A 13,076-nucleotide genomic window follows, 5' to 3' on the forward strand; every position below is an offset into this window, starting at 1 on the left:
TCGAATGCGGTGCAGTCGTGGGAACGGGCCCGCGGGTCCGCGGACCCGTGAGGGATGTCATCCGTGTCGATAAGGGGGTGGCCGGGCGCGCGGCCCGGGACACCGGATCAGGCTGCCGATCAGGCTGCCGATCAGGCTGCCTTGGCCTCGCGGGTGATCTGCGCCGGGGCGTTGTCCTGGCCGGACGCGGCCGTCGTGCCGCCGATGGCGATGCGGCGGGGCTTCAGCGCCTCCGGCACCTCGCGCTTCAGCGCGACGGTGAGCAGGCCGTTCTCCAGGGACGCGCCCACGACCTTCACGTGCTCGGCCAGATTGAAGGTCTGGCGGAAGGTGCGGGCCGCGATGCCGCGGTAGAGGTAGTGCTTCTCACCCTCCTGGGCGGCCTTCTGACCCGAGACGAGGAGCGTGGTGTCCTGCTGGGTCAGCTCGATCTCGTCGGGCGTGAAGCCCGCGACCGCCATGGTGATGCGGTACTGGTCCTCGGCCACCTTCTCGATGTTGTAGGGCGGCCAGGCGGTCGACGGCTCGACGCGGTCGGCCTGGTTAAGCAGCTCGAACAGACGGTCGAACCCGATGGACGACCGGAACAGGGGCGAAACGTCGTACGTCCTCATAACCACATCCTCCGACGAGCAACGTGACTACAAGCAGCGCCGGACACCGTGTCCGGCGCCCTCAGAGCGAGCCCGTTTCCAGGCCTCGCACGCGCGTAACGTGCGGGTGAGCGGCCGGTTCCGCGCCGGGCGAGATTTTTTCGGGTCGGGCAGGCGTGGTCGAATACCGCGACCCGCCCCGTGCGGCCTCTCCCCTGAGCTGCGGGCTGCACAGGCCCGCGGTCCCGGCCGGCACGCGCGTCAGGTCGAGAGAGCGTGGCCCCGCCCTCGCCGGGGCGAGGGGCGCTCCGTCACAGACAGCGCCTCGAACCTGCCCAGGCGGCAGGGGAGGGGGGCGCCGCGGACGCGACAGGCCCCGCTCTCAGCCGACCGCCTCCTCCACGAGGATCTCGCGCTTGCCGGCGTGGTTGGCCGGGCCGACGATGCCCTCGATCTCCATCCGCTCCATGATGGAGGCGGCGCGGTTGTAGCCGATCTGCAGGCGGCGCTGGATGTAGCTCGTCGACGCCTTCTGGTCGCGCAGCACCACCTGCACGGCCTGGTCGTAGAGGTCGCCGCCGGCCTCGCCGAAGGAGCCCTGGTCGAACACCGCGCCGTCGAGTTCGAGCTCCGCGGCGCCGGCCTTGCCCTTCCCGCCGCGCTCGCCGCCCTTCTCGGACGCGCCCTCCTCGTCGTCGGCGGTGACGGCGTCGAGGTAGCTGGGGCGGCCCTGGCGCTTGAGGTGGGCGACCACGCTCTCGACCTCGCTGTCCGAGCAGAACGGCCCGTGCACGCGCGTCGTGCGCCCGCCGCCGGCCATGAACAGCATGTCGCCCTGGCCCAGAAGCTGCTCGGCGCCCATCTCGCCCAGGATCGTGCGGCTGTCGATCTTGCTCGTCACCTGGAAGCTGATCCGGGTCGGGAAGTTCGCCTTGATCGTGCCGGTGATCACGTCCACCGACGGCCGCTGCGTGGCCATGATCAGGTGGATGCCCGCCGCCCGCGCCATCTGCGCCAGACGCTGGATCGCCCCCTCGATGTCCTTGCCGGCCACCATCATCAGGTCGGCCATCTCGTCGACCACGATCACGATGTACGGCAGCGGCGCCAGGTCCATCGCCTCGTCCTCGTACACGGCCTCGCCGGTGTGGCGGTCGAAGCCGGTCTGGACGGTCCGGGTCAGCACCTCGCCGCGCGCCGCCGCCTCGGCGACCCGGGCGTTGTAGCCGTCGATGTTGCGCACCGCGATCTTGGCCATCTTCTTGTAGCGCTCCTCCATCTCGCGCACGGCCCACTTGAGGGCGATCACCGCCTTCTTGGGGTCGGTGACCACGGGGGAGAGCAGGTGCGGGATGCCGTCGTAGACCGACAGCTCCAGCATCTTCGGGTCGACCATGATCAGGCGGCACTCCTCCGGCTTGAGCCGGTAGAGCAGGCTGAGGATCATGGTGTTGATCGCCACCGACTTGCCCGAGCCGGTGGTGCCGGCCACCAGCAGGTGCGGCATGCGCGCGAGGTCGGCGATGATCGGCTCGCCGCCGATGTTCTTGCCGAGGCACAAAGCCAGCTTGTGCTTGCTCTCGGCGAAGTCCGTCGAGGCCAGGAGTTCGCGCAGGTACACCGTCTCGCGCTTGGCGTTCGGCAGCTCGATGCCGATGGCGTTCCGGCCGGGCACGACCGCGACGCGGGCCGAGACCGCCGACATCGACCGGGCGATGTCGTCGGCGAGCGCGATCACGCGGCTGGACTTGGTGCCGGGGGCGGGCTCGAGCTCGTAGAGGGTGACGACCGGGCCCGGCCGCACCGCCAGGATGTCGCCGCGCACGCCGAAATCGCCGAGCGTCGCCTCCAGCAGCGTGGCGTTCTGCTCCAGGGCATCGGCCGAGATCAGGCTCGCCTGGGACGGGCCGCGGGGGGCCGCCAGCAGGTCGAGGGCGGGCAGGGCGTAATCCTCGGGGCGGACCGGGGGCGCGGGGGCGCGCCGGGCCGGCACGGGCGCGGCGGGCGGCGGGGCGACCCGGGACGCGGTCGGTTCGCCCCGCGGCGGGACCGGGCGCTGCGGCGCCTCGAACGTGTCCGGATCGTCCTCCGCGTCGTCCCGCGGCGGCGCGGCGCGGCGGGCCGGCGCCGCGGTGGCGTCCTCGGAGGCGTCGAAGACGGGCTCGCGCCGGCTCGCGCCGGCCTGCCGGCCCTCGGGCAGGTGGTCGGCCCAGGGGAGATCGGCGTCCGTGAAGGCGCGGCGGGCCGCGAGGGCGGGCGACGCGCCGTCGATCGGCTCGGCCCGGCCCGCGCGCCACGCGGCGATCCGCTCGGCCGCGGCGCCGCGCAGGCCCATCAGCCCCTGCGCCAGGGCGCCGACACCGACGAGGCCGAGGCTCGGCTCGTCGGAATCCTCGCGCTCGTCCCGGCCCGAATCCCGGCCCCGCGCCGGCGCGCGCCGGACGGGGTAGGGGTCGTCGTGCAGGGGTTCCTCCTCGACGGCGCCGAATCGGCAGGCGCCGGTCAGGCTGAGGATCGCCACCGCGGCGTAGCCGAAGCCGACGAGGTGGGCCGCCGCCGACGAGACCGCGCCGACGATCACCCGCGCCATCGACAGCAGGCCGTCGCCGGCCACGCCGCCGAGGCCGGTGGGCAGCGGCCAGCGGGTCGTCGGCGGGAGCGCGCTCGCCACCGCGCTGGCGGCGCAGAAGCCGATGATCCAGAGCGCGATGCGCAGGCCGCCCTCGGGCAGGTCGCGCTCCCGCATCAGCCGGATGCCCCAGAGGACCGGCGGCAGCACGAAGGCCAGGGAGCCCAGGCCCAGGATCTGCATGGCGAGATCGGCCACGACGGCGCCCGGCTGGCCGAGGACGTTGTGGGCGGCGTGGTCGGTGGCGTGGTTCAGGCTCGGGTCGTCGATCGACCACGTGGCCAGCGCCACGGTCAGGGCGACCGCGCCGGTGAACAGCACGAAGCCGCCGAGCTCCGTCAGGCGCTTGCCCAGGAACGGGCGAACGCTGTCGACGAAAGTCTCGTAGGGCGATGCGGGACGGCGAAGCGAGCGCATGCGGGACCGGACGCGAAACGGGAACTTACCCCCGAGGCTAGGCACGAGCGCCTTAACGACCCGCTAAGGTTGAGGAAGGCTGACCGGCCGCCGGGCGGGGCATCCCCAGGCCGTCGTGCCGGCGCCCGGGAGGATGCAAAAGCCGCCCCGCTGTGGCACAGGAGCGGCCATGAATATCGACGGCCAGCCCTACCGCACGATCTTCCCGGACCCCGACGGCGTCAGCGTCCAGGTGATCGACCAGACCCGCCTGCCCTTCGCGTTCGAGTTGAGGCGCCTCGCCACGCTGGAGGACGCCGCGGTGGCGATCCGCACGATGATCGTGCGGGGCGCGCCCCTGATCGGCGTCACGGCCGCCTACGGGCTGGCGCTCGCCATGCGGGCCGACGCCTCCCACGACGGCATCGACCGGGCGGTGGCGACGCTCGCGGCGACCCGCCCGACCGCGATCAACCTGCGCTGGGCGCTGGACCGGGTCTCCGCCAACCTGCGCCAGACCGCGCCGGACGAGCGCTTCGCCCGCGCCTTCGCGGAGGCCGGCCGCATCGCCGAGGAGGACGTGGCGAGCTGCCGCGCGATCGGCGCCCACGGCGGCCAGATCATCGCCGACCTCCACACGGCCCGGGGCGGCGACCGGCCGATCACCGTGCTGACCCACTGCAATGCCGGCTGGCTGGCCACGGTGGACTGGGGCACGGCGCTCGCGCCGGTCTACGCCGCCCACGAGCGGGGCGTGCCGGTCCACGTCCTGGTCGACGAGACCCGGCCGCGCAGCCAGGGCGCCGCGCTCACGGCCTTCGAGCTGAACGGCCACGGCGTGCCGCACACGGTCATCGCCGACAATGCCGGCGGCCACCTGATGCAGCACGGCGACGTCGACCTCTGCATCGTCGGCTCGGACCGGACCACGGCGAGCGGCGACGTCTGCAACAAGATCGGCACCTACCTGAAGGCGCTGGCGGCCCACGACAACGGCGTGCCGTTCTACGCCGCCCTGCCGTTCTCGACCATCGACTGGACGCTCGACGACGGGGTGAAGGAGATCCCGATCGAGGAGCGCGACGGGCGCGAGGTCACCCACATGACCGGCCGGCTGCCCGACGGCGGCTTCGCCACGATCGAGGTCGTCTCCCCCGGCAGCCCGGTGGCCAACCCCGCCTTCGACGTGACGCCGTCGCGCCTCGTGACCGGGATCATCACCGAGCGCGGCATCTGCGACGCGAGCCGCGAGGGCCTGTACGGGCTCTACCCGGAGCGCCGGAACGCGGCGTGAGGGCGGAGTTCCGGGCGGCCGCGGCCGCCCGGCGCAGTATCCGGGGCGTCCCGAACGCGGTGTGACCGAAAAGGCAGCCTCGGGGGCAATTCGCGCCCCGTATCCACGCCGATGCTTCCCCGGATCGACGGTGTTCGGCACAACGGATGCTGGACCGCCGCGGGGAAGAACACGTCTCGACGGCGGACGGACTGATCATCCCAGTCCGATCTCGATGCCTTCGAGGTGGCCGCGATGGCGAGATTTCATTTCGTCGAGGATTACGAGGCGTACGTACGCCAATTGACGCGCGACTTGCCCCTGGACGAGGCGATGAGCGTGGCGGTGGGCGGCGACTACGACCGGATCGGCGCGATCGAGTGCGAGATCCTCCACCATTTCGGGCTCCGGGACGGCCAGTCGGTGGTCGATTTCGGCTGCGGCTCCGGGCGCCTGGCGGTTCACCTCGCCCGCACCGGCACCGTCGCGTATCTCGGCCTCGACGTCGTCCAGGAGCTGCTGGACTACGCCAAGCGCCGCTGTCCCAAGGATTACCGCTTCGCCAGGAACACGGCGCTGTCGCTGCCGGTCGCCGACGGCAGCGTCGACCTCGTCTCGGCCTTCAGCGTGTTCACGCATCTCCTGCACACGGAGTGCTACATCTACCTGGAGGAGATGCACCGCGCCCTCAGGCCCGGCGGCCGCGTCGTGGCCTCGTTCCTCGAGTTCAGCATGGCCTCGCACTGGGGCGTCTTCACCAAGACGGTCGGCGAGCAGCGCACCAGCACGGTGCCGCACCTCAACACGTTCATCGAGCGCAGCGTCTGGCAGACCTGGGCGGACCATATCGGCTTCGACAGCGTGACGTTCCTCGACGGAACGGCGGCGCCGTGGCCGTCGGGCGCGCATCTGGGCCAGTCCCTCGCGGTGCTCGGCAAGGCGCCGGCCTGACGGCCCGGCCCGCTCAGGGCTCCCAGCGGTGGAAGACCGCGCTGTCGAAGGCGAAGACCGCCTCGCCGCGCTGGTTCACCCCGGTGTTGCGCGCGAAGGCCAGGCCCCAGCCGGGCCGTGACGCCGAGGCGCGCTTGTCGGTGAGCTTGGCGCTGAAGCGCACCGTGTCGCCCGCGTAGACGGGCTTCAGCCAGCGCAGGTTCTTGAACCCGGGGGAGGGCCCCGCCTCCGGCACCGGCCCGCGGCTGGCCGTGTAGGCGGCGTCCCGGGCGCGGGTCGTGAGCATCCGGTTCATGTAGGCGGCGGTCGTGTGCCAGCCGGAGGCGCAGAGGCCGCCGAAATGGCTGCGCCTGGCCGCGTCGTGGTCGAGGTGGAAGGCCTGCGGATCGTAGGCCCGCGCAAAGGCCACGATCGCCTCGGCGGTGAACGGGTAGGCGCCCAGGTCGCGCACGGCCCCGATCTCGGCATCCCGCAGGAACGGCAGGATCTCGGCATCCTCCGGCTCGGCGACCGGCCCCGGCACGCCGGTCTCCACCGGCCGCGGGGGCAGGGGGTCGGTGCCGCGGCGGGCGAGCATGAAGGTGAAGCGCTGGGTCAGCACCGTCTCAGCCCGCTGGTTGCCGAGGGCGAGCTCGGCGGTCACGAAGCCGAGGCCGGGCTTCGTGGCCGAGTCGCGCAGGCCCGCGACCCGGAAGGTCAGCGTCAGGGCGTCGCCGGGCAGGACCGGCGCGAGCCAGCGCAGCTCGTCGATGCCCGGCGCGCCGAGCGACGAGCCGCCCCGGAACGGCCCCTGCTGGAGCAGCCGCATGCCCAGGGCCGCCGTGTGCCAGCCCGAGCCGATCAGCCGGCCCGCGAAGGTCGTCTCCGCCGCCGCCTCGTCGAGGTGGAACGGCTGGAAGTCGAAATCCTTCGCGAAGCCCACGATGTCGTCGCGGGTCACCGTCAGCGGCTCCCCGACGATCACGTCGCCGACGGAGAAGTCTTCGAGGGCGGGATCGGGCATGGCGGGCTCGTCTCGTTGATCAGCGGGGCGGGGATGAAGCGCGCGCACCGTGCCGACAGCACCGGCCTCAGTTGGCGAAGCGGAAGTGCAGCACGTCGCCGTCCTGCACCACGTAATCCTTGCCCTCCAGCCGGAGCTTGCCGGCGTCCCGGGCCCCGGCCTCGCCGTTGAGGGTCGTGTAATCCTTGAACGCGATCGTCTCGGCGCGGATGAAGCCCTTCTCGAAATCCGAGTGGATCACCCCGGCCGCCCCGGGGGCGCGGGTGCCCTTGGTGATCGTCCAGGCGCGGGCCTCCTTGGGGCCGACCGTGAAGTAGGTGACGAGGCCGAGCAGGTCGTAGCCGGCGCGGATCACCCGGTTCAGGCCCGGCTCGGTGAGCCCCACCGCCTCCAGGAACTCGGCCTGGTCGGCCTCCGGCATCACGGCGATCTCGCTCTCGATCTTGGCCGAGACCACCACCGCCACGGCGCCCTCCGCCCTGGCGCGGGCGAAGACCGCGTCCGAGTAGGCGTTGCCCTTGTCGGCGTCGCCCTCGTCGACGTTGCAGACGTAGAGGACGGGCTTGGCGGTCATCAGGCCGAGCTGCTGGAACAGCCTCTCCTCGTCGGGCTTGCGCTCCACGAGGCGGGCGGGCTTGCCGTCGCGCAGGAGCGGCAGGGCGCGGTTGACGAGGTCGAGGGTCTCCTTGGCCTCCTTGTCGGCGCCCTTGGCCTTCTTCTCCAGCGACTGGGCGCGGCGCTCCAGGCTGTCGAGGTCGGCGAGCATCAGCTCGGTCTCGATGGTCTCGATATCGGCGGCCGGATCGACCTTGCCCTCCACGTGGGTGACGTCGCCGTCCGTGAAGCAGCGGACCACGTGGGCGATCGCGTCGACCTCGCGGATATTGGCCAGGAACTGGTTGCCCAGGCCCTCGCCCTTGGAGGCGCCGCGGACGAGGCCGGCGATGTCCACGAAGGTCAGCCGCGTCGGGATGATCTCCTTCGAGGACGCGATCCGGGCGAGGTCAGTCAGCCGCGGATCCGGCACCGCCACCTCGCCGACATTCGGCTCGATGGTGCAGAACGGGTAGTTCGCCGCCTGGGCGGCCGCCGTCTGCGTCAGCGCGTTGAAGAGGGTCGACTTGCCGACGTTCGGCAGGCCGACGATGCCGCATTTGAAGCCCATGGGTCAGTTCCGTCGCAGCGCGTCGTCGGGCGACGCGCGGAATGGGTTGATGAGAATCGGGTCCGCGAACACGCCGCGCGCCCTGTCCTCGGTCGAGCACGCGCGGCACCGACGCGCCGGGCCGCGGCCGCCGGGAGGCAATCGAACCGCCGACAGCCGGGCGCGACGCGCACCGCCTTCATCGGACCCTCTCGCCCGCCCCGATATCCCGTCCCCGTGTGGGCGTGTCAATTTCTGGCGCCCAGCGTCTTCACGTCGTCCCAGCCGCGGCCGGCCATGGCGAGGTGGACCTTGTTCTGGAAGCTCGCGTCCTCGCCGGCGGCGAGCAGGGCGGCGTGGTCGGCCACCGCCCGGCAGAGATCCTCGACCCAGGGCAGCTCGGCCTTGCCGAAATCGTTGAGCACGTAGGCATGGACCAGCGCCTTGTCGCCGGGATGACCGATGCCGAGCCGCACCCTCCGGTAGTCGTTGCCGCACTGCGCGGTGATCGAGCGCAGGCCGTTATGGCCGGCATTGCCGCCGCCGCGCTTCACCCGGAGCTTGGCGGGGGCGAGGTCGAGCTCGTCGTGCAGCACGATCACGTCGGCCAGCGGGATCTTGTAGAAGCGCTGCGCCTCCGAGACCGCGCGGCCGGACTCGTTCATGAAGGTCGAGGGCTTCAGCAGGATCGCCCGCTCGGTGCCCAGCACCACCTCGGCGGCCTCGCCCTGGAAGCGGTGGCGGAACGGGCTCGCCCGGTGCTGGCGGGCGATCGCTTCGACGGCGAGGAAGCCGATATTGTGGCGGTTGCCCGCGTAGCGCGCGCCCGGGTTTCCGAGGCCGACGATCAGCCGCATGGTCTGCATCCCTTTCAGGCCGCGGTCTGTGCCACGCTTCGGCGCGGGACGCATCCCCGGCCGGGCCGGTCTCCGGCCTCCCGGCCCGCGCCGCGTCTCCCCGTGCGCCAGCGCACGGCGGCGCGCGAACCCGGGGCAGAGTATCCCCGTTGAGAGGTCACATTCGGCCAAGCAAAGCCGGAGCGATCAAGACCGCCGCCCAGCGCATCGCGACGACGATCTTCCTCACTCGACACGGTTGACCGGATGACTTCCCGTCGAAGTCATACGAAGACACTAGGAGATCACCATGACCGTCCGCATGCTCGCCGCCGCCGCCCTGGTCGCCGCGGTCGCCACGCCCGCCCTCGCGCAGGGCCTCGATTCGAAGCACTCGCCCTACCCGGCCTCGGCCTATTCGGGCTGGGTCGGCAACGCCCCCGCCCTGTACCGGAACGACGCCGGTCCCGCGCGGGCGGCCGCCTACCGCTACAGCGGCCCGCATGCCGGCGGCCCGGCCAACGCCCTGCCGCGGTTCTGACGGGAGACCGGGCCCGCGGGAACGCCGCGGGACCGGCCCTCGCGCGGGGCTCGGCAGGCCCGTCCGTCAGGACGGCAGGACCGGCTGGCCCGCGCGCGCGTCGGCCCCGCGCCCGGTTTCCGGCGCCCCGCCATCGCCCCCCGCCGCGGCCCGGATCTCCCCGGGGCGCAGGGTTCCGACCAGAAGATCGACCTGACTGACGAGGCGCACGAGCGATTGCCCGCGATCCAGCGCGGGCCGCTCGGGCACGGGCCTGTCGGCACCCAGGGCCGCCAGGGTCGCGCTGATCCAGGCCCGCCAAGGCTCCGCCTCGGGGGCGGCCGCCTCCGGGGCGTGCCGCAGGACGATGAGCCGGGCGCTGATCCGGCGCAGGGTCGCGTCGGCCACCAGGGCGGATTCCACCTCCGGGTGGCTGCCGGCCCGGGGCTGCTGCAGGGCGCGGGACAGCGCCGCTTCCAGATCGTTGAGGGCGAGGCCGGCCTCGCGGCTCTGCGCCGCGATCGCGGTCTCGCGGCCCTCGCCGGGCGGCGCGCGGAGCACCGCCTCGGCGAGGCCGGCCTGCGCCCTGAGCGCCCGGCGCAGTTCCTGCCGGACCTGATCGGGCTCCCAGATCGGCCAGAGCACCAGGCAGCTCGCCACCGCGATCACGCCGCCCAGCACCGTGAAGCCGCCCCGCATGGCGACGATCTCCCAGGAGCTGTGGCCGGGCTCCAGCAGTTCGACGAGCAGCACCACGAGGGGCGTCAGGCAGGTGACGAAGAAGCCGTAGGAGATCTGGCGCGCCGCGAAGCCGACGATGCTGAGCACCAGGATCAGCCCGGCCTCCGCCAGCGGGCTCGTGGCGTAGTAGGCGAGCACGGCGCCCACGAGGCCGCCCAGCACCGTGCCGCCGATCCGCTCCAGCGCCCGCTGCCACGTCGCCGCGTAGAAGGGCTGCATGGTGAGCACCACGGTCATCACCAGCCAGTGCGTGAAGGCGCCCGCGTAGGTCAGGGTCGCGGCGAGCGCCGGCGCCGCGACCGCGCTCGCCCGCAGGGCGTGCCGCAGGTTGGGCGAGGCCAGGGTGAAGTTCTGCGCCAGCGGCCCGACGTAGCGGGTCCAGCGGTCGAGGCTGCCGCCCTCCGTGATCGTGCCGCCGGGCCGGTAGCCGTCCGGCGTCGACAGCTTGGCGCCGATCCGCACGCGCCCGACGATCCGGTCGGCGAGGCGGGCCAGGGTCGGGTCCTCCGACAGGCCCTCGGCCACCCGGGCGATGGAGTGCTCCAGGCGGGCGAGGTCGAGGTTGACGTCGTCGCGGATCGCCCGGGCGATGGTCACCAGCAGGGGGCGCAGGCGCCGCAGGAACACCTTGGCGAGCGCCCGGCGGCGCGCGTCGGGGCGGCTGTCGATCAGTTCGCCCACGGCGATCAGGGCAGCGAAGATCTGCTCGGCGCTCTCCAGACGCAGCAGGGCCTGGGCGGTGCGGTCGGAGACGCGCTCGCGGGAGCGGGCGAGGTCGAGGATCATGGTCCGGGCGGTCTCGATGCTCGCCCGCACGCCGCGTCGGTGGCCCCGCGCGTGGCCGTCGAAGGCGGCCGTGTCGGGCTCCGGCAGGGCGACGAGCCGCTCGAGGTCGCCGCAGAGCCGGGCGAGGTTGTGCCAGACCTCCGCCACGGCCCGGTGGGCCGGGCGGTACGGGTGCAGCCGCCAGATGACCAGGGCCAGGAATGTCGCCCAGAGACCGCCGGCCGCGAACATCGCCGCGGTGACGGCCGCCTGCGCCCCGTCGAGCGGCCGGTCGAGGGCGATGCACAGCACCACCACGAGCACGTTGCCGGCCGACTGGGCCTGCACGCTCCAGACGCGCGCGTACGAGCAGGCGAAGATCAGCGCGCAGGCGACCGGGACGACCACCGGCAGGCCGAGGGGCTGGATCAGGCCGAGGCCGGCCCAGAGCAGGCCGCCGAGGAACGAGAAGGCGGTGAGGACGCGCAGGCGCGCGCGCATCGGGCCGCCGTTGTCGCAGAAGCAGGCGAGGTTGGCGGCGAGCGCCATGGTCAGCAGCGGCGACCACTGGATCCAGATGTTGAGGAGGATGACGACGCCGAACGCGAAGGCGGCGCGCACGCCCTCCACGAGCCGCACGTTCCGGAGATCGAGACCCGTGGGCAGGCGCCGCAGGTCGCCGCCGGGCCGGCTCAGGCTGCCCCGGCCGGCCGCGAGGCGGCGCCGCCGCAGACGTCCGGGGGGCGAGGCTGTGGGACTCGGCGCGGTCAAGCTCGGTCTCCCGACGGGGGCGCGGCGCCCCGGCATGAACCGCGCTCCGGCCTGACCGGATCCGCGGCAGCGCGCAACCCCGGCCCGCGGCCGGCGCGGGATCGCGGGGCGCGTGCAGCGCAGCGTTGCGCATCACCGCACATCGCCGCACATCGCCGCACGGCATCCTCAGCGAACCGCTCGCCCGAGGATAGTCGGATGCTGCCACGGCGGCCCGGAAACCCATCGCAGCTCCTTAGCCGGGAGAGGGCCCGGTCGAGAGCCGGCTCATTCCAGCTTGGCTTCCGCGGTATCTCCGACGTCGGTCATGCGCCGGACGCGGCGCGGGCAGCCCTGTTCCGCCAACCGCCCGTCCCGCGTTGCGCCCCTTCCCGGTCATGCAGGGCGTTGACGGCGGATCCCGAGAGCGAGATTTTCCGGCGGCACGCCCTCATCGGCGCAGGAGGGCGGCGCCGCCCGGATCTCCTCGCAGTGCAAACTCATCGAGATCCGTCGACAGTTCAGCCTTGAGTGCCTCGTAGAACATGGCTGCGGCCGGCGTCAGGGAGGTATTGCGGCGGCGCACCAGACTGATCGTGCGGTAGATCGCGGGCTCGGTCAGCAAGACCTCAACGAGATCGTCGCGCGGAGAAGCGCCCCCGAGGGCCGCCGGGAGAATCGCGGCGCCGATGCCGGCCGACACCAGCGCCAGGGCGGTCGGCGTGCTCTCGACCACGAACCGACCGCGCGGCGGCAAGTCCGCGGCTGCCAGTTGAGCCTCGACGCGCGCCCGGTTGCCGCTGGCGCCGCCGAGCGTCACGAGATCCGTACCGGATAACTCGGTCCACCGAAGCTCGCGCCGTCCGGCCAGCGGATGGCTGCGGTGGCAGATCAGCACGAACGGATCCCGCACGAGCCGATCCTCGAGGAGATCGGCATCGGCCTCCTGCTGGATGTGGATCCCGAAATCCGCCTCACCCTTGCGCACGGCTTCGGTGACCAGCGCGCCGGAGCGTTCGAGGATCTGCACCCGGTTCTGCGGATGATCGCGCGCGTAGGCCTGCAGAACCGCCGGCATCCGACGGAAGGCAATCGATTGGACGGTCGCGACGGTGACGTCGCCGACGCCCAGCCGAGAGGTCGTGCGCAAGCGCTCGATCCCCTGGGTGAAGTCGGCGATGAGCCGCGTGGCCAGCGGCAGGAACTCGCGGCCGACGGCGCTGAGGCGCACCGTCCGCGTGGTGCGGTCGAGGAGCATCGCGCCGAGAAAGCCCTCGAGCTTCTGGATCCGCCGGGTGAGCGCGGTCTGGGTCAAGCCGAGACTCTCGGACGCCCGGCGGTAGCTGCCGAGCTCCGCAATGAGAACGAAGGCCTGAACACCGTCGACGGGGAGTTTCATGCCGGAACGTCATGAATTGATGCGATCAATTCATTTTACTCGACCATGCCGCTGCGGGACAAGGCGCGGGGCGACG

Annotated in this window: 10 protein-coding genes; 3 read left to right on the top strand and 7 right to left on the bottom strand. The window is 72.5% G+C overall.

Going from position 1 to position 13,076, the window contains the following annotated elements:
• Nucleotides 1-131 precede the first annotated feature (131 nt).
• A complete protein-coding gene (locus J3A75_RS27635; RefSeq protein WP_012321045.1) occupies nt 132-614 on the bottom strand; it encodes an Hsp20 family protein in 483 nt (160 codons plus the stop codon).
• 361 nt (nt 615-975) lie between these two features.
• Nucleotides 976-3,639 (bottom strand): DNA translocase FtsK, encoded by a 2,664-nt coding sequence (locus J3A75_RS27640; RefSeq protein WP_209650835.1) that lies wholly within the window; start codon nt 3,637-3,639, stop codon nt 976-978.
• Between the two features lie 169 nt (nt 3,640-3,808).
• Here J3A75_RS27640 and mtnA point away from each other — a divergent pair, with 169 nt between their 5' ends.
• Both mtnA and J3A75_RS27650 read left to right on the top strand, forming a co-directional pair.
• On the top strand, nt 3,809-4,912 hold the full coding sequence (mtnA, locus tag J3A75_RS27645; protein ID WP_209650836.1) for an S-methyl-5-thioribose-1-phosphate isomerase: 1,104 nt from the start codon (nt 3,809-3,811) through the stop codon (nt 4,910-4,912).
• Between the two features lie 234 nt (nt 4,913-5,146).
• Nucleotides 5,147-5,842: a class I SAM-dependent methyltransferase gene (locus J3A75_RS27650; protein ID WP_012321048.1), complete on the top strand. Its 696-nt coding sequence runs from the start codon at nt 5,147-5,149 to the stop codon at nt 5,840-5,842.
• Nucleotides 5,843-5,855: 13 nt separating this feature from the next.
• On the opposite strand, the gene J3A75_RS27655 is transcribed toward J3A75_RS27650, so the two are convergent.
• The 3 genes from J3A75_RS27655 to pth form a co-directional block, all read right to left on the bottom strand.
• Nucleotides 5,856-6,845, bottom strand: a complete 990-nt coding sequence (locus tag J3A75_RS27655; RefSeq protein WP_029359248.1) for a MaoC/PaaZ C-terminal domain-containing protein — start codon at nt 6,843-6,845, stop codon at nt 5,856-5,858.
• Nucleotides 6,846-6,912: 67 nt separating this feature from the next.
• On the bottom strand, nt 6,913-8,010 hold the full coding sequence (gene ychF, locus J3A75_RS27660) for a redox-regulated ATPase YchF (protein ID WP_012321050.1): 1,098 nt from the start codon (nt 8,008-8,010) through the stop codon (nt 6,913-6,915).
• A 227-nt stretch (nt 8,011-8,237) separates the two neighbouring features.
• Entirely contained in the window at nt 8,238-8,846 is a 609-nt protein-coding gene (gene pth, locus J3A75_RS27665; protein ID WP_071000734.1) for an aminoacyl-tRNA hydrolase, read from the bottom strand.
• Nucleotides 8,847-9,135: 289 nt separating this feature from the next.
• Between pth and J3A75_RS27670 the strand changes: the two genes are divergently transcribed.
• Entirely contained in the window at nt 9,136-9,366 is a 231-nt protein-coding gene (locus tag J3A75_RS27670; RefSeq protein WP_012321052.1) for a hypothetical protein, read from the top strand.
• Nucleotides 9,367-9,432: 66 nt separating this feature from the next.
• Here J3A75_RS27670 and J3A75_RS27675 read toward each other — a convergent pair whose 3' ends face one another.
• Both J3A75_RS27675 and J3A75_RS27680 read right to left on the bottom strand, forming a co-directional pair.
• Nucleotides 9,433-11,658 (bottom strand): FUSC family protein, encoded by a 2,226-nt coding sequence (locus J3A75_RS27675; RefSeq protein WP_063111298.1) that lies wholly within the window; start codon nt 11,656-11,658, stop codon nt 9,433-9,435.
• A gap of 394 nt (nt 11,659-12,052) precedes the next feature.
• Nucleotides 12,053-13,000: a LysR family transcriptional regulator gene (locus J3A75_RS27680; RefSeq protein ID WP_012321054.1), complete on the bottom strand. Its 948-nt coding sequence runs from the start codon at nt 12,998-13,000 to the stop codon at nt 12,053-12,055.
• Nucleotides 13,001-13,076: the final 76 nt, after the last annotated feature.

The organism is Methylobacterium sp. PvP105, assembly GCF_017876975.1.
In the GTDB taxonomy this organism is placed as follows: domain Bacteria; phylum Pseudomonadota; class Alphaproteobacteria; order Rhizobiales; family Beijerinckiaceae; genus Methylobacterium; species Methylobacterium radiotolerans.

Excerpts from the sequence above, each read along its gene's own strand:
- J3A75_RS27675 (WP_063111298.1), bottom strand. The coding sequence starts at position 11,658 with ATGCCGGGGCGCCGCGCCCCCGTCGGGAGACCGAGCTTGACCGCGCCG.
- mtnA (WP_209650836.1), top strand. The coding sequence starts at position 3,809 with ATGAATATCGACGGCCAGCCCTACCGCACGATCTTCCCGGACCCCGAC.
- J3A75_RS27655 (WP_029359248.1), bottom strand. The coding sequence starts at position 6,845 with ATGCCCGATCCCGCCCTCGAAGACTTCTCCGTCGGCGACGTGATCGTC.
- ychF (WP_012321050.1), bottom strand. The coding sequence starts at position 8,010 with ATGGGCTTCAAATGCGGCATCGTCGGCCTGCCGAACGTCGGCAAGTCG.
- J3A75_RS27635 (WP_012321045.1), bottom strand. The coding sequence starts at position 614 with ATGAGGACGTACGACGTTTCGCCCCTGTTCCGGTCGTCCATCGGGTTC.
- J3A75_RS27680 (WP_012321054.1), bottom strand. The coding sequence starts at position 13,000 with ATGAAACTCCCCGTCGACGGTGTTCAGGCCTTCGTTCTCATTGCGGAG.
- J3A75_RS27670 (WP_012321052.1), top strand. The coding sequence starts at position 9,136 with ATGACCGTCCGCATGCTCGCCGCCGCCGCCCTGGTCGCCGCGGTCGCC.
- pth (WP_071000734.1), bottom strand. The coding sequence starts at position 8,846 with ATGCGGCTGATCGTCGGCCTCGGAAACCCGGGCGCGCGCTACGCGGGC.
- J3A75_RS27640 (WP_209650835.1), bottom strand. The coding sequence starts at position 3,639 with ATGCGCTCGCTTCGCCGTCCCGCATCGCCCTACGAGACTTTCGTCGAC.
- J3A75_RS27650 (WP_012321048.1), top strand. The coding sequence starts at position 5,147 with ATGGCGAGATTTCATTTCGTCGAGGATTACGAGGCGTACGTACGCCAA.